Origin of the sequence: Marinilactibacillus piezotolerans (assembly GCF_900169305.1) — a bacterium.
Lineage (GTDB): Bacteria > Bacillota > Bacilli > Lactobacillales > Carnobacteriaceae_A > Marinilactibacillus > Marinilactibacillus piezotolerans_A.
In genome coordinates this window covers 942,423-958,555 of sequence record NZ_FWDP01000004.1, presented here as the reverse complement: position 1 = coordinate 958,555, position 16,133 = coordinate 942,423, and the positions used below count along the sequence as shown (strand labels likewise).

Genomic DNA, 16,133 nt, shown 5'->3' with positions numbered 1-16,133 from the left:
AAGCTAATTAAGCAGTGTCAAAGCTAATGTCATTAAAATCAGTGAGAGGATAATGCTGATAGAAGATAAAAAACTGGAGATGGCGCGTTCGTTGCCGTAAATAATCATGTTGATAGTAGAGACAGTGCCAACGGGCGCCAAGGCTACTAATACTAGTGAAAGACGAACGAGTTCAGGCAGCGGCAGTACAAAGTAGAATAATAGTGCTACAGGAACAGCCAGGGCGTACCGTACAGACAGTAATTTAGAAATCTTTTTGAGTGCTTTTGCATCCATGTCGATCTCGAGGTACAGCCCAACCATAAACATGGACAAAAAGGCATTTCCGCTGGCAAATAATTCAAAAATCGATGTCAGCTCCGTTGGTAAGACAATGCCGAGCAAAGCCAGCAAAAACATTACAACGTAGGTGGTAAAAGATGGCGATCGAAACAGACTTAATGCTCTCTGAATATACCCGGCTTCTTCTCTGTCTATGCCTAGTATTTTATCGACTATCATTGGAGAACCGCCAAACAGCATCAAGGCATTGCCCATATCAAAACTACCGATAAACGGAATAGCAGCAGGGAAAAAACCTTGTACGAATGGAATAGTAAAATTACCGATATTATACCCGGCTTGGCTGAACATCATCAGTGAGCGATCGGCAGCATCTTTTTTCTGCCAGATAAAACCGCCGACTAGGATCAAGATTAAATTAGAAAGAAGTCCTAGTCCAACCATGACAAATAAAATCAGATCTACTTTAACAGCATTGAATCCGATGATAATGGTGGCAGGCAGAGTTAGATTTAAAATAATTTTCTGCAGGATCGTTCCATCTTTAGGAGTTAGCAGCCCAATTTTTTTCGATAAATAAGCAACAAGAATCACGAGGAGAAAGCTAAAAGATTGTAAAAAAATGGCAGCCATATAAAAGCTCCTTTGATATAATGTAGATAAAGTAAAAGTGAGTACTATCTCTATCATAGGGTGTTAATAGCAGTAGTTCAAGTTTTTTGAGGCTCAATCGAAGATACATCATCTATTATATAAAGAAAGGCAGGAGAGGTAAATGGCAAGGCCGACTACTAAGTCTGATCTGATCGATGCTGCAACGCAGTCTTTTAATGATCTGTATACATTGGTTTACTCTATTCCAGCAGACAAAAGAGAGGAACTATTTCCTTTTGACGATCGTGACAAAAAGATTTCTGACGTATTGATGCATTTACATGAATGGCATAAAATGCTGTTAAAATGGTACAAAGTTGGAATGAGCGGAGGAAAACCGGATATGCCGGCACCTGGTTACACTTGGAGAGAATTACCTGCATTAAATCAGCAAATTTGGTCATCTGTTCAAGCTTATTCGCTGGAAGAAGCGGAACAGCTTTTGAAAAAGAGTCATGAAGAAGTATTGACACTCGTTCATCAGCATAGCGAAGAAGAGATTTTCACTAAAAAATATTATAAGTGGACAAAAACCTCTCACTTAGCTTCTTATTTTATTTCCAACTTATCCAGTCATTACAACTGGGCCATTAAAAAAATCAAAAAGTATAAACGGTCTTTATCTTAAAAAAAGGCGATGCTTTGCAATTATAGCAAAACATCGCCTTTTTATTTACGTTTGTTTAAATTTTAAATCCTTTTAGAAGATTATCCATATTTTGGGCAAGCTCAACAAGTTGAGAAATTTTACCGCCATCTCCAGCCATTTCTTCCATTGAACTATTGATTTGTTGGGTAGCAGCAGATGTTTCTTCGACACCGGCAGCTGATTCTTCAGATACGGAAGCTACTTCTTCGATAGAGACATTCATTTCTTCAGTACTATCTTTTAAATCAGTCAAATTCGAATTGATGGCTCTGATTTGCTTGTCTACATCATTCAAAGATCGAGTAATCTGATTAAAGGTATCTCCGGTAGCCTTAATCTTAGAAGTACCCGTTTTGACTTCGGTATAGCCTTCTTGAAGAGAATCACTCACATTTCTTGATTCAACTTGTATACTTTCAACGAATCCGGTGATCTCAGAAACTGAAACATCGACTTGTTCAGCTAGTTTGCGGACTTCATCTGCAACGACAGCAAATCCTTTACCATGATCACCAGCTCGTGCAGCTTCAATCGCAGCGTTCAATGCTAGAAGGTTTGTCTGGTTCGCAATATTTTGGATAATTTCCACTAACTTGGAGATTTCTTGAGTCTGCGTATCCAGGTCATCGACTCTTTCTACCGATTGCTTCACAATATCATTGATTTTCTGCATTTGTTCTTCAGAAGATTCCATTAATGCTTTGCCGCTGGTCGTTTCTTCTAATACTTTATTGGAAAGTTTTGTAATATACTGACCACTTTTGTTTGTGTCAGATACTTTATTGGAAAATATATCCATAATGGAAGCGAGTTTACTAGCAGAGTTCGCTTGTGTTTCAGAGCCTTCTGATAACTCTTGCATAGTCATTGCAACTTGATCAGTTCCAGCCATGACTTCAGAAGACGTTTCTGACAACTCTTTACTGTTATAAGTCAATAAGTAAGAAACTTCAGATATGCTGGAGACGAGCTCTTTTAACCGTTCCTGCATCGCATTAGCTGCACTTGATAACTTTCCAGTTTCATCTTGAGTAGTGACTTCTAGATGTTGATTCTTTAAATTACCTTCTTGAATCTGATGCATCCGCTCCATAACCTTTTTGATCGGATTGGCAATAGAACGCGCAGTGAAAACAGCAATGGTTATCGATACAATAAGTATCACAACGGCTAAAATGATATTCGTGATCAGTGAAGCTGTTCCAGTTTCTATTATATCCTGCTGTGCTTCATTGATCAGCACTTCTCGTTCTCGGGCCGCTGCGGATAGTTCGTCCAGCATCATCGTTGTGGTAGGGGCTAAATCGCTCATATTTTCTAATGCTAAAGCTTCATTTCCGCTCTCGTAGACATCGAAAACATCTGTCAGCATCCCTTGGGTCCATTCCTCATGAGCAGCAATCACGTTATCGATGGTTTCTGACTCGGATAATCTGCCTAAGGTTTCCAAATAAGGAATGACAGCTTCAGAACTTTCTTCAAACATCGTTCGATATCTTGGTTCACCAGTCATCAGATAAGCCCGAACGTTTGTTGAACGTCTTGCTATAGAAAATCCAACACGTTCATCTGCTATCATTAGAGGAATCTGGTGGTCCTTCATTAATTTAGATTCCTGATTGATTGTATTCGAAGATAAACTTGTTATGGTGACTAATCCTGCTACAAGCAAAATAACTAATCCGAATCCAAATAAAATTTTTGTTCTTAAACTCTTAAAGTTAAAGAGACGACGACTTTTTTTTGTTCCTTCAACTTTTTCTTGTTGTGTGTTTTGATTGATTGATACATCCATATTGCTTCACTCCTTTTCTAAAATCACTATCGGATACAAATTAAAAATCATTATAGTATTAATATGAATTTTTTAAATTGTATAAGATTAAGTAAGCAGCTAATAGATTTATATTGATAAAATAATATTAAATTATTGATGGTTATAAACTGTAAATTGGAAGTGGATATTAAAAAACTAATTGTAGAATATGAATAGTTATTGTATAAACTTTTATAAAATAGGAATAAAACATATGTCATTCTACAAGTAACATTACACCCTTGTTAATATTGTGTCATTTTTATATTTGCAGACTATCGACTGTTATAAAAAAGATAACAGAGTTTTCATTGTGAACAAAAAAAGACGATTTACATAAAATTAAAAATCCGGCTAATGGACTTACTAGTATAAAGTTTTTCTAAATTAATGGATAGGCTATTTAATTTTGCGCAATCTATAAATTAAGTGATCTTTTAAGATAAGAATGGTCGTTAACAAAAATAGAATAAATAATGAAGAATCTAAGTGAACAGATCAGTCGATTATTTTATAAAGATAGTTAGTTGAATTAACAAATATCTATCAACTTAAACTGTAATTATATATTGAAAGGATAGTCATGCAGCAGACCAGTCAGGCAAGTGTATTTTTTGATAATGACATTGAAAGTTAGTTTTTTTCCTGATTTAAAACGTTGTGCACTAATCAATAACAGATAATATGTTAAAATTAATTCAACGAATAGATCTTTTTGATCAATATTCAACTCAGCGATTGTCTTCATCTGTATTATGAAAATGAAAATCTCTGAATAAATTTACCTTATTTGTTTTGAGGAGGAAGTGAAATCGAAAAAGAAAGAAAACCGCAGAGCAGTATAGAGGCGGATTATGATTGCTGTGAAGAAATCATAAAGGAGCACTCTAAGAGCTTTTATTTTGCGTTTTCCAGGTTGCCAAAGTCAAAAGCGAGAGCTATCTATGCCATATATGCTTTTTGCAGGAAAGCAGATGACAGTATTGATGAAGCAAGTTCTATAGAAGAGCAAGAAAAAGCACTGCAGCAGTTAAAAGAGCAACTGGATCAGTTTAGTGAAGGGAATATTCCGGATGATCCGATTTGGAGAGCGCTGGAAGATGTATTTCATACTTATGAAATGTCGCTGCAACCGTTTTACGATCAACTGCAAGGTCAGACAATGGATTTTAATTTTATTCAGCCGGAAACATTAGAAGATCTGGAACGGTATAGTTATTATGTTGCCGGGTCTGTAGGACTCATGCTTTTACCCATTCTGGCGACAGATCGTCATCATGAATTGCATGAATCAGCAATCTCATTAGGTGTAGCCATGCAGATCACAAATATTCTGCGGGATGTAGGAGAAGATCAGCGGGAAATCGGCAGAATCTATCTACCTTCTGAACTGATGGCAGCTTCCGGATATTCTGAGCAGGATTTGCAGCAGGAAACGGTAAATACCAGCTTTATTGAATTATGGGAAAGGCTGGCAGCTCGTTCAGAGATGCTTTACAGCTTGTTTAAAAAAGATCTGCGGAAATTTGATGAAGACAGCCAATTCCCAGTTTTGCTATCGGCTAATATTTATCAGGAGATTCTAGACGTTGTTAGAAGTAATCAATATGATTCTTTTACAATTAGAAATAAAACTACTCTGGTTAGAAAGCTCTGCTTATATCGGAAAACAAAGAAACAACTGAAGCGTTGAATGAAACGCTTATCTGTTTACAAAGGAGAGTAGTGAATGATAGACAAACAAAAAAATAAAAAGAAATCGATCGTCGTCATCGGCGGCGGCTTAGGTGGTATTTCGGCGGCGATTTCACTGGCTCAAAGCGGTTATAAGGTTTCATTGTATGAAAAGAATAATCATATCGGCGGAAAGTTGAATCGACTGGAGAGAGAAGGGTACGGTTTCGATTTAGGTCCATCAATATTGACTATGCCTTTTATTTTTGAACGGTTGTTTCATGTGAGTGGAAAACGGATGGAAGACTACGTAACTATTCAAAAACTAGATTTACAGTGGCGCTCGTTCTTTGCAGATGGTACAACCATTGATCTTTACGATACGTTTTCTGCGATGAACCATAATAATCCTTTCTTAAGTGAAAGAGATCTAGAAGAGTATCAACATTTTCTGGACTATTCCAAGACCCTTTATGAAACTACATTAGAAGGCTATTTTGGTAAAGGATTGGATACGCTGGGAGATGTCGTTAAATATCATGGACCTATTTCTGCATTAAAAGATTTTGATGTATTTTCAACGATGTCTAGTGCTATTGAGAAGAGAATTTCGAACCCTCAGCTAAGAGAAATGCTGAAGTACTATATCAAATATGTAGGGTCTTCTGCAGAAGATGCTCCTGCGATACTGAATATGCTGGCTTATATGCAGCATCATTTAGGATTATGGTATGTTCCTGGAGGCATGCATAAATTAGGAGAAGCATTGCGGAAGCTGGCTAGTGAGATTGGCGTTTCGATCTATACAGGTCTGGAAATTGTCAAACTGCACGGTACAGAAGATGGAATAATCAATGCAGCAGAATGTGCAGATGGAACAATGGTCACAGCCGACTACTTCATTTCAAATATGGAAGTAATTCCGACTTACCAATATCTATTAGAAGAAGACCTGAACTTCATTGATCAATTAGAAAAGAAATTTGAGCCAGCTGCATCTGGCCTGGTACTCCATTTAGGGGTCGATCGAGCATACCCGCAATTAGCTCATCACAATTTCTTCTTTTCTAAAGATTCCAAAGAGAATTATGAGACAGTTTTTCATCGACACGAGCTGCCGGAAGACCCAACGATATACTTGGTCAATCCGAATAAAACGGATGCAGATCAGGCTCCAGCTGGTCATGAGAATCTTAAGGTTCTTCCGCACATTCCCTATATTCAAGATGAACCCTTCTCAGAAGCTGAATATGCAGCTTTAAGAGAAAGGGTACTGATTAAGTTGGAAAATATGGGGCTTACTGATCTGCGAGATCATATCGTCTTTGAAGATATGTGGCTGCCAGAAGACATACAGCAAACCTATTACTCTCATCGCGGAGCAATTTATGGCGTAGCAGCGGACAAAAAAAGGAATAACGGATTTAAGCATCCCAAACACAGCGAACGCTATGATAACTTATATTTTGTCGGCGGCACTGTCAACCCCGGGGGCGGTATGCCGATGGTTACATTGAGTGGTCAGCAAGTACGGGATATGATTGTTAAACGTGATTTGAAGTAACGGAGAATAGTAAGGTGTTTCGTCAGCGAGAGCGGCTGCTCTCGCTTTACATATATATAAGCGGTCATTACAGAAGCAAGCATTGAGAAGAGAGAATGAGCGGTCGTTCGTCTGAAAGGAGGGGTTCTTTGTCTTCACTATTCTTATTGACTATTATGGTTATTATTTTTGCGCTTGCCGGAGGTTGGTTTGTGTTATCAGAACTGCCTTATATTTCGAAAAAAGAGCCAGGAAATTTGCCAATTAGAACACTATCGATCATTATCCCTGTTAGAAACGAAGAGCATACAGTACCCAAACTGTTGGATTCTCTTGCGATGCAATCTATTCAACCTCATCAAGTGATCATTGTCGATGATGACTCAACGGATCAAACCGTTGCGACAGCTTCCCAGTATGATGTAGAGATCAAGTTGAAAGACAAACAGTCAAAGAAAGATAGATTTGTAGGAAAAACAGCAGCATGTTACCGGGGCGCGATTAGTGCAACCGGTGACTGGATTGTATTTATAGATGCCGATACTTATTTTGATCATCAGGATAGCTTGCGGGATATTTGCCAGGAATTTAGTAAGCATTCAGCTTCTGGATTGCTGACCATTCAACCTTATCACATCACTAAAAAATTATACGAACAGCTGTCAGCGCCGCTGAATATGATTGTGGTTGCTGGTCTAAATAGTTTCACTATATTGAAAAGCCGTCTAAAAACAGGGGGAGCTTTTGGCCCTTTTCTTATGTGTTCCGTTGAGGAATACTGGGAATTAGGCGGGCATAAAAAGATTTTAGATTCTCACTTGGATAATTTCATGCTGACAAAACTCTATCAATCCCATCAATTGCCTGTCAGGAATTATGGCGGAAAAGGGACTGTTTCCTTTCGGATGTATCCTGAAGGACCTAGACAATGGCTGTCTGGGTGGTCTAAAAGCCTGGCAAATGGCTCGAGCAATACACATCCGCTAGTGATGACAGCAGTGGCGTTATGGATTATAGGCGGATTTTTAATCCCGATACTGATAGGATTGTCTTTGCTGCTGAGTGTTTCAACTATATGGTTAACTATAGAGATACTGCTGTATGCGGTTTATGCTGGACTTTTTTACTGGTTGGCAGGGAAAGTTGGACGTTTTCCGTTCTGGCTGTTTCTGCTATATCCGGTCTTGCTGTTAGCTTTTGTGACGGTTTATTGCTGGTCTTTTATCCAAGTACACATTTTACACACGGTTACCTGGCGCGGACGAAAAATCAAGGTGTAAGAAAGGGGACATACGGTGAGAGTTTATCAACTTTTAGGGTTGTTACTGATCAACATTGGTGCGTGGTGCATCATTCATTTTTCTATTTCGATCAGTCTTCTGCATGTCTCTAAATATATTTTCAGTAGACAAAGTCGATTTGCTGTGGTGTTTAAAACCTACAGATGGGAAAAAGAAGGGGAAGTATGGGACCGAATCTTTGCAGTTAAAAGCTGGAAAGACAGGGTACCTGATGGAGCTGCATTGTTTAATCTAGGGTATGAAAAGCAGCATCTTCCTTCTCATCAGAAAAGCGACATAGCAGAGTTCTCACTGGAAACAAAAAGAGCTGAGTTAACGCACTGGGGTATTCTTCTGATTTCTCCCATCTTCTTTTTATGGAATCCAAATTGGGCGGCTTGGATAAATGTCCTGTATGGGTGTATAGCCAATATACCCTTCATTCTGATCCAGCGATATAATCGTCCCAGATTGGAAAGGATTCGGCGAACAAAGGAAAAAAGAAAACGACTTTGATTTTACACAATGCTTTTTTGGAGTATACTTAGTAGAACAAATAAACAAACAAAGCAAATAAAGTAAATTTGATGAGTAAAAAAAACAGATGTAAGGAGTCTATTAATGGAAGTAAGTAATCGTATACCAGATTCAACAATGATAGGAACTGTTACATTGAAGGTTTCTGATTTAGAAAAACTCAGTACTTTTTATCAGTTGCTGGGACTAGAAATGCTTGAAAAATCTGAAAAGACTGTGCGGCTTGGTGTTCAAGCCTCAAATACAACGCTATTGGTGTTGAAAAAAGTTCCCAAACCAAATATACCTCGCAAAACAGCTGGTCTATTTCATACCGCTTTTTTACTTCCTGACCGACAGTCACTAGGAGATGTATTGTATACTTTATTATCTAAAAAGCTTCCTATCCTCGGAGCTTCTGATCACGGGTATAGTGAGGCGTTATACTTGGAAGATCCTGAAGGCAACGGCATCGAAATTTATAGAGATAAACCTCGCGAAAAATGGGATATTAGACCTGACGGCAGAATTGCAGGTATTACAGTTGAAATGGATGCTGAAGGAGTACTAGCCAGCAGATCTGCACAGCCAAATGAGAGCTTTCCAGCAGGGACCAGAATCGGACATATTCATTTATCGGTTTCAGATTTAGAGAAAACAGAACAGTTCTATACAACGGTCTTAGGATTTGACTTGAAGGATCGTTTTGGCGATCAAGCCAGATTTTTTGCAGCAGATGGATATCATCACCATATAGGAACGAACATATGGCTTGGGCGTGATCTTCCTGAACCCGTTGCTGAAGACTTAGGTCTTGACGCATATACGATTCTAATAGAATCTTCGGCAGCACAATCAAAGGTCAAAAATCAACTCGATCAGTATAACGTTTTGGTTTCAGAAAAGGCTGATGGATCTATTCATTTCAAAGATCCCAGCGGTATATCTGTTGTCCTATTGACTATGGAATCTGAATGAAATAATCGATAGAAAGGAAGTTCAAGATGTCAATCACAGCTTATACAGTAAACGATTTAGACGGTAAAGAAGTGGAGCTTTCAAATTATGCTGGTCGTCCAGTATTGATCGTTAATACAGCCAGCAAATGCGGGTTGGCGCCTCAGTTCAAAGATTTGGAAGAACTTTATGAGACCTATAAAGATCGCGGCTTCGTTGTTCTGGGCTTCCCTTGCAATCAATTTATGAACCAGGAACCGCTCGAAGGAGGAGAAATTGCTGAATTATGTCAAGTGAACTATGATGTTTCCTTTCCTTTATTTGGTAAGATCAATGTAAATGGTGAAGAGACACATCCGCTGTACCAGTATTTGAAAAAAGAAACCCGATCGGGTTTAATTAAATGGAACTTTACAAAGTTTTTAGTGAATGCTGAGGGAGAACCGGTGAAGCATTATGCACCGACAACGAATCCTTCTAAGATTTCAAAAGATTTAGAAAAACTGCTTTAATAAGTATGTGAACTTTTGGTCCGTTAAACAGGCGTCAAGTATCTTTGGCACCTGTTTAACGGTTTTTTTTAAAATAACGATTGAAATCATATGAGTGTATTTTTTATGACCGAATATGCTATTTTTGAAAGAGAACAAGTTTGAAAGGGAAATGATATGGTATCTGTAATGTGGTTTCGAAGAGATTTACGCTTAGAGGATAATATTGCCTTATCACAAGCGTTTGAACAATCAGAAAAATTGATTCTGCTGTTTCAAGTTAATCCGGATCAGTTTTTGAAAGATAGTATGAATCATGCGGCTTTTTTTGCAAGTGTACAGCATTTCAAAGAAGTGATACATAAAAGAGGCATGCATTTGCAGATTCTGTATGGTGATGTCGAAGAGAGTTTTAACGCTTTAAAAGAAAAAATTCCAGACTGGGCAGAAGTCTACTTTAACCAGGACGAAAAAGGGTATGGAAAAGCTCGAGATGACAAGATGAGAGCTTTTTTCAAAAAGAATGATATCCAAGTTCATTCTTATATGGACCATTATCTTCATAGTGCCTATGAAATCCAGAACAACTCTGGAGAGCTTTATAAAGTTTTTACACCATACTATAACAAGTGGATCGAACTGGATAAACCGACTCCAATGAAGGTAAAGCTGGATACGGATAAAGTCTATAAAAAGACTTTATTTAAAGAGAATGAAAATAAATTAGAAAAACTGGTAGAAGAAGCTGACTTGGATATCGACTACAATCCTGGTACAATTGCTGCGCACGAGCAGCTGGAAAAGTTTATTGAAGAACGATTGGATCAGTATAAAAAGGAAAGAGATATACCGCTGAATGAGGGGACCAGTCGATTATCTTCATATTTGAGAACAGGAGAGATCAGTATCCGAACAGTCTGGGATGCTGTAAAAAATGAAGCAGATTCAGAAAGTCAAAAAACTTTCTTAAAAGAACTATGCTGGCGAGACTTCTATCATATGATCTATGTTGGACATCCAGAACAAAAAGAAAAGGCAATCAAAGAAAATTATGCACACATACGCTGGGATAATCATCAAGAGAGCTTTGAGAAATGGAAACAAGGCAAGACCGGTTATCCAATTGTCGATGCTGCCATGAGACAGATGAACAAAACGGGCTGGATGCATAATCGGCTGCGGATGATTACTGCTTCCTTTTTAACTAAAGACTTGCTGACTGACTGGCGCTTAGGAGAAAAATATTTCCAGAAAATGCTGATAGATTATGATGCTGCCAATAATATCGGCGGCTGGCAGTGGGCTGCTTCAACGGGGACGGATGCTGTACCTTACTTCAGAGTCTTCAATCCGACGACCCAAGCCGAAAGATTTGATCCTTCTGGTGAGTTTATTCGTAAATATATTCCGGAATTAAAAGATGTCAAAAAGAAATATATTCATGCTCCTGAAAAAATGAGCACGGAAGAACAAGAAGAAGCGGGCGTGCTGATCGGCAGTGATTATCCTGCACCGATCGTCAACCACTCCTATGCTCGTAAACGAGCTATTTCAATATTTGAAGAAAGCAAGGATGCCTAAACAAAAAGAACCTTTGCACAGCTTATTGTCTGTACAAAGGTTCTTTTTATAGTGCAATCAAACGGTATACTTGCTGACATTCTGGATATAGTAGATTTGCCCGATTGCTAAATAGACAAATAAAATGATAATGGGAATGACAGAAACATCGAGAATTAAAAAAAGAATAATGATCAGCGGGATACCTCTGGTGGCAAAGGGCCGCATCTTGGCATCGGCTTGCATCATTTGATAATGATAGCGTTCGTCGTACATATGCTGATCAGCTGATTTTTCCAGAAAGTGTAGGGCCGTTCGCTCGAATCCACCAAAGACGAGCAGGATAATTCCGCTGCCGAATACACGGAATACAGTCCATAGTTCGAATAAGTCGGTCAGAAAAAGTCCTATTCCTATAATGACCAGCAGCCCTCCGATCGTTAAAAAGATGGAACGTTCACTAAAAATCGAATGAAATAGTTTCTTCATTTAAATCATTTCCTCCTCAAAAATAAAAATATCTTCTACTGTACAATTGAAGCACCGAGCTAACTTAAAGGCTAGATCCAAAGAAGGATTATACCGGCCATTTTCGATCGAGCTTACTGTCTGTCTTGAGACAGCCAGCGTTTTAGCCAACTCTGCTTGTGTAATATTTTGTGACTTGCGTAATGACTCAAGACGATTTTTCACAGCAGTCCTCCTATGGTTTTGTTTTATGTAAAGGTAACTTTACAAATACACTAACAAATCATATTTAGCATGTCAAGTTTCCTTTACAAAATAGTTAGAGGGATTAAAAGATAGAATCTTGGATTTAATGATATTTTCAATTCTTTATCTTCAGATTACGGTTAATAATGACTATTGTATTAACTTTTTTAGTTCTCAGGTTCAGCTCAAATGTTCAAATTATTATTTTCTGACGGATCTGATCTGTTAGTGACTAGTTAGAAGCGTTAAACTAGTTGCTATAACGGTTTTATGGGTAGCTCACTGAGCACATTTTTAATTTTAATCATATTCAAACAATCATTAACAAAATTATTGTGATTGGTTCACTATGAATGTTGTGTATAGTGATTTATAGGTGGATTATAATAATACTATAAGTGAATTGAATAAGTTCATAAAATCACTAAATAATTGTTGACTTTTTCACAAATTTGTTTTATAGTTTAAGAGTAATAAGCAGGAGGAGAAACATCCTATTAATGCATTCTCTCCTTCTTCTCCTGTTTATTAATTTGAAAAGGAACTGCAAATATTCGCAGCTCTCTTTCAGCAGCTGCAAAACAGGACAGAGACGCTAACCTTAGTTTATGTTTGTTTGGCTGTGATTATTTAGGGAGAGCGTGTAAAGAACCGGCCGCATGAATGGACTGATGTACAACTGCCGTTCATGTTTCATTACGGGTATCCCTTACCGGGTGATAGTTGAGAAGGAAAGGAGTGTCCTTCCCTTCTCACTGCACTCTTATTTTCAAAATAGACACACTAAGAAGAGTTGATAGAAGGTTTTTCTATTGATTGTTCTTAGTGTGTTTTATTTGTGTATCTTCTAGTGTATACTTACGGTGAATCACTTCACAACTGCAGTGAATAAGAAAGGGGCTATCAGAGTGAAACGAAAAGAACGGATTTATCAGTATGTGTTGAAAGAAACACAGGGATATACCAAAAGGGAATTAGAACTTCGAGAAGGGGTCACAACAAAAGACATCTCTGAGAATCTGGATATTCAAAGAAGTAATGTATCCAAAGACTTAAATATGCTGGTCAGAGAAGGCAAGCTTTATAAGTTGGACGGTCGTCCCGTAAAATATATTGATATCAAATTGATGCGACATAAGCCTTTGACTAAGTATGTATCCAGTTATAAGGAAACCCGTCCTGAAAAGGCGCCGGTGCAACCAAAAAATCCTAATATGTCATTTTCAACAGACGAAAACATCTTTCAGACGACAATAGGGGCGAACGGGAGTATGAAAAACGCCGTTGAGCAGGCTAAAGCAGCTGTCTTATATCCGCCTAAAGGATTAAATACACTAATTACTGGACCGACCGGCTCCGGAAAGTCCTTCTTTGCGCATGCCATGTTTCGATTCTCTCAGTCGAATGGACTGATTGACTCCAAAAAAGAACTAGTCGTCTTCAACTGTGCGGATTATGCTCACAATCCAGAACTGTTGATGAGTCATTTGTTCGGATACTCAAAAGGGGCTTTTACAGGTGCTGTTGCAGATCGAGAAGGGCTGATACAGCAAGCGGATGGCAGTATGCTTTTTCTGGATGAAATTCATCGTCTGCCGCCCGAAGGTCAGGAAATGATTTTTTACTTTATGGACCATGGGACCTATAACCGAATGGGTGAAACAGGAAAGACAAGAGTTTCTGAAGTCAGAATTGTAGGAGCTACCACTGAAGATCCAGGATCTGCACTGCTGGATACATTCATGAGACGGATACCGATCAATATTCAGCTTCCTTCCTTTAAACAACGGCCGGCAAATGAACAGTTGGACCTAGTGAAGCTGATGACAGGAATCGAAGCGAATCGGATTCAGAGAAAAATCAGTTTGACAGAAGACGTAGCGAAAGCGCTGATTGCTAGTGTCGGCTACGGGAATGTCGGTCAGCTGAAGTCGAATATCCAACTTGTATGTGCAAGAGGATTTATGCATCAAATGCACAAAGACGAAGTCAACTTAACGGTCAATGATTTGCCGGACGGTATAAAATCCGGATTGATTCAATTGTCGGCTGATCGCAAAGGACAAATGGAACTCTCTAAATATCTTGAACCTGAAATTACAGTCTCGCCAAATGAGTCTTTTGTAAAAATGAAAACAGACGCTTATGAACTGCCGTATAACTTATACGATATCATAGGTGATAAAGCAGCCTTATTAAAAGCAGAAGGATTAGATCAAGAATCCATTAATCATTATATCTCAACCGATATTAACGTTCACTTGAAATCCTATTACCGTAATCATGGATTTTCTTTTAATACAGAGTCTAAGCTGGCAGAATTTGTTAACGCAGAGGTCATCCAATTAACAAGACGACTATATGATTTAGTCATTGACAGGCTCGGCGCAGAATTCCAGCAGAATTTTATCTATGCAATGAGTCTTCATATCAGTTCGTTTCTTAAAAAGATTTATCTTGGTGAAGAGCGGAATATTAATCACAATATTAAGGAAATGGCCATTGATTTCCCAGAAGAATATGCCGTTTCTGAAGAAATTCGCACGATTATATCTGATGAACTGAATGTGAGGATCCCGAATAATGAAGTGTATTATTTAACGGTTCTGCTCGTTTCCTTGCGTGATGTAGAAGGAAACGGAAAAGTAGGGGTAGTCGTCGCAACGCACGGACAGTCTACTGCAAGCAGTATGACCAATGTAGTAGAAGATCTGCTGGATATTGATAAACTGAAAGCCATTGACATGCCGCTCGATATGCCTCCACAAACAGCTTATGAACGGATCAAACAAGCGGTCATTGAAGTGGATGAAGGAAACGGCGTCTTATTACTGGTGGACATGGGGTCTTTATCTACCTTTGAACAAACGATTATTGAAGAAACAGGAATCGCTGTGAAAACCATTGATATGGTAACTACGGCAGTTGTACTTGAAGCAGTCAGAAAAGCTTCATTGGTCGATACGGATTTGAATGCTTTGTATGACTCGCTGAAGAAATTTCGAGGATATGTCGACACAGTGCAAGCGCCGAGGTTTGAACTATCTGTACAAAAAAATAAAAAGCAAGCCATCCTTGCGATTTGTGCCAGCGGTGAGGGAACAGCGCAGCGGATAAAAGAACTGGTAGAGAAAGCCATTGATCAGAATATCGGGTTTGATCTTACGGTGATTGCTTGTTCAGTTGCAGAAATCAAAACAAAGAAAGAACAATTATTGAAAGACTATTCTATCATTGCTTCAACAGGTATCTTAAATCCAAGAATCGATGCGCCGTTTATACCGTTGGAACAGTTTATTGAACAAGATGTCGAAGTGATATTAAATGAATTGAGCAATAAGAACACCGAACAGTTTATTACTGCAGAATTGGATGAAGAGAAAGCAAAAAAATTATGCCAAACTTTTATAGAAGAAAGTTATACATTTTTAAATCCAGTTAAGTTGATCGATCCACTGTGGGCTTTTGCAGAATCGTTTTATGAATTGTCTCAAATAGAGGATAATACCTTTGCTTTTCATATCAACTTTATTATGCATGCCGCTGGTGTCGTTGAACGGTCAATTCTGAAAGACACATTAACGGTCGAGGGAGATCTGGAAGAAATCAAGCATCATCCTGATTATCAGCTTGTTAAGGACCGTGTACGGCAGCTTGAAGAGCAAGTCAATATTACGATTCCCTTAACGGAATACTTTTATTTATACCATTATTTAGAGAACAACAGCCTCTCAGAAAAATCTACAGCTTTAGATGAATTGCTGGAAGAAGAATAAAACACTCTAGATACACTGTATAAGACACTGATTAGTGTGTTGTTATAGTGTATCTTCTTTTTTTGCCGGTACAACAGTCTTTATACACTGAAAAAGTTGGCACGCTTTTTGCTTATATATAAGTGAGCACGTCTTTTTACTCCTTTGCTTGCCAGATGCAGTATTGAATATGAGTCAATATCATCTAGCGTTCAGCAAAGTTCTTGTCTAGGTAAAAAAAG

Annotated in this window: 13 protein-coding genes; 9 read left to right on the top strand and 4 right to left on the bottom strand. The window is 38.3% G+C overall.

Going from position 1 to position 16,133, the window contains the following annotated elements; genetic code table 11:
* Positions 1 to 3 precede the first annotated feature (3 nt).
* Complete coding sequence (locus B6F02_RS08340; protein ID WP_080146895.1) at positions 4 to 915, bottom strand: AEC family transporter; 912 nt, start codon at positions 913 to 915, stop codon at positions 4 to 6.
* Between the two features lie 142 nt (positions 916 to 1,057).
* Between B6F02_RS08340 and B6F02_RS08335 the strand changes: the two genes are divergently transcribed.
* On the top strand, positions 1,058 to 1,564 hold the full coding sequence (locus B6F02_RS08335; protein ID WP_080146894.1) for a ClbS/DfsB family four-helix bundle protein: 507 nt from the start codon (positions 1,058 to 1,060) through the stop codon (positions 1,562 to 1,564).
* Between the two features lie 55 nt (positions 1,565 to 1,619).
* Here B6F02_RS08335 and B6F02_RS08330 read toward each other — a convergent pair whose 3' ends face one another.
* Positions 1,620 to 3,380 carry a methyl-accepting chemotaxis protein gene (locus B6F02_RS08330; protein WP_080146893.1) on the bottom strand — a complete coding sequence of 587 codons (1,761 nt, stop codon included), beginning with the start codon at positions 3,378 to 3,380 and terminating at the stop codon, positions 1,620 to 1,622.
* Positions 3,381 to 4,212: 832 nt separating this feature from the next.
* Between B6F02_RS08330 and B6F02_RS08320 the strand changes: the two genes are divergently transcribed.
* From B6F02_RS08320 to B6F02_RS08290, 7 genes are all read left to right on the top strand, one after another.
* Positions 4,213 to 5,094, top strand: a complete 882-nt coding sequence (locus B6F02_RS08320) for a phytoene/squalene synthase family protein (protein WP_080146891.1) — start codon at positions 4,213 to 4,215, stop codon at positions 5,092 to 5,094.
* A 36-nt stretch (positions 5,095 to 5,130) separates the two neighbouring features.
* Positions 5,131 to 6,639 carry a phytoene desaturase family protein gene (locus B6F02_RS08315; protein ID WP_080146890.1) on the top strand — a complete coding sequence of 503 codons (1,509 nt, stop codon included), beginning with the start codon at positions 5,131 to 5,133 and terminating at the stop codon, positions 6,637 to 6,639.
* A gap of 128 nt (positions 6,640 to 6,767) precedes the next feature.
* Positions 6,768 to 7,898 carry a glycosyltransferase family 2 protein gene (locus B6F02_RS08310; RefSeq protein ID WP_179128553.1) on the top strand — a complete coding sequence of 377 codons (1,131 nt, stop codon included), beginning with the start codon at positions 6,768 to 6,770 and terminating at the stop codon, positions 7,896 to 7,898.
* Between the two features lie 15 nt (positions 7,899 to 7,913).
* On the top strand, positions 7,914 to 8,414 hold the full coding sequence (locus B6F02_RS08305; RefSeq protein ID WP_080146888.1) for a glycosyl-4,4'-diaponeurosporenoate acyltransferase CrtO family protein: 501 nt from the start codon (positions 7,914 to 7,916) through the stop codon (positions 8,412 to 8,414).
* A 105-nt stretch (positions 8,415 to 8,519) separates the two neighbouring features.
* Positions 8,520 to 9,392: a VOC family protein gene (locus B6F02_RS08300; RefSeq protein ID WP_080146887.1), complete on the top strand. Its 873-nt coding sequence runs from the start codon at positions 8,520 to 8,522 to the stop codon at positions 9,390 to 9,392.
* Positions 9,393 to 9,418: 26 nt separating this feature from the next.
* The gene (locus B6F02_RS08295) at positions 9,419 to 9,883 is read left to right on the top strand and encodes a glutathione peroxidase (RefSeq protein ID WP_080146886.1); all 465 of its coding nucleotides are present in this window, start codon (positions 9,419 to 9,421) and stop codon (positions 9,881 to 9,883) included.
* A 156-nt stretch (positions 9,884 to 10,039) separates the two neighbouring features.
* Positions 10,040 to 11,443 (top strand): cryptochrome/photolyase family protein, encoded by a 1,404-nt coding sequence (locus B6F02_RS08290; protein WP_080146885.1) that lies wholly within the window; start codon positions 10,040 to 10,042, stop codon positions 11,441 to 11,443.
* 57 nt (positions 11,444 to 11,500) lie between these two features.
* Here the strand turns inward: B6F02_RS08290 and B6F02_RS08285 are convergent, their stop codons facing one another.
* Positions 11,501 to 11,911 carry a hypothetical protein gene (locus tag B6F02_RS08285; protein WP_080146884.1) on the bottom strand — a complete coding sequence of 137 codons (411 nt, stop codon included), beginning with the start codon at positions 11,909 to 11,911 and terminating at the stop codon, positions 11,501 to 11,503.
* Entirely contained in the window at positions 11,912 to 12,115 is a 204-nt protein-coding gene (locus tag B6F02_RS08280; RefSeq protein ID WP_080146883.1) for a helix-turn-helix transcriptional regulator, read from the bottom strand. It lies immediately after the preceding gene.
* A 929-nt stretch (positions 12,116 to 13,044) separates the two neighbouring features.
* On the opposite strand from B6F02_RS08280, the gene B6F02_RS08275 reads away from it, so the two are divergent.
* Entirely contained in the window at positions 13,045 to 15,912 is a 2,868-nt protein-coding gene (locus B6F02_RS08275) for a sigma 54-interacting transcriptional regulator (RefSeq protein WP_080146882.1), read from the top strand.
* Positions 15,913 to 16,133 lie beyond the last annotated feature (221 nt).

Bases quoted from the DNA above. Each gene is read 5' to 3' on its own strand.
- B6F02_RS08340 (WP_080146895.1), bottom strand. From the start codon at position 915: ATGGCTGCCATTTTTTTACAATCTTTTAGCTTTCTCCTCGTGATTCTT.
- B6F02_RS08335 (WP_080146894.1), top strand. From the start codon at position 1,058: ATGGCAAGGCCGACTACTAAGTCTGATCTGATCGATGCTGCAACGCAG.
- B6F02_RS08295 (WP_080146886.1), top strand. From the start codon at position 9,419: ATGTCAATCACAGCTTATACAGTAAACGATTTAGACGGTAAAGAAGTG.
- B6F02_RS08285 (WP_080146884.1), bottom strand. From the start codon at position 11,911: ATGAAGAAACTATTTCATTCGATTTTTAGTGAACGTTCCATCTTTTTA.
- B6F02_RS08315 (WP_080146890.1), top strand. From the start codon at position 5,131: ATGATAGACAAACAAAAAAATAAAAAGAAATCGATCGTCGTCATCGGC.
- B6F02_RS08330 (WP_080146893.1), bottom strand. From the start codon at position 3,380: ATGGATGTATCAATCAATCAAAACACACAACAAGAAAAAGTTGAAGGA.
- B6F02_RS08290 (WP_080146885.1), top strand. From the start codon at position 10,040: ATGGTATCTGTAATGTGGTTTCGAAGAGATTTACGCTTAGAGGATAAT.
- B6F02_RS08300 (WP_080146887.1), top strand. From the start codon at position 8,520: ATGGAAGTAAGTAATCGTATACCAGATTCAACAATGATAGGAACTGTT.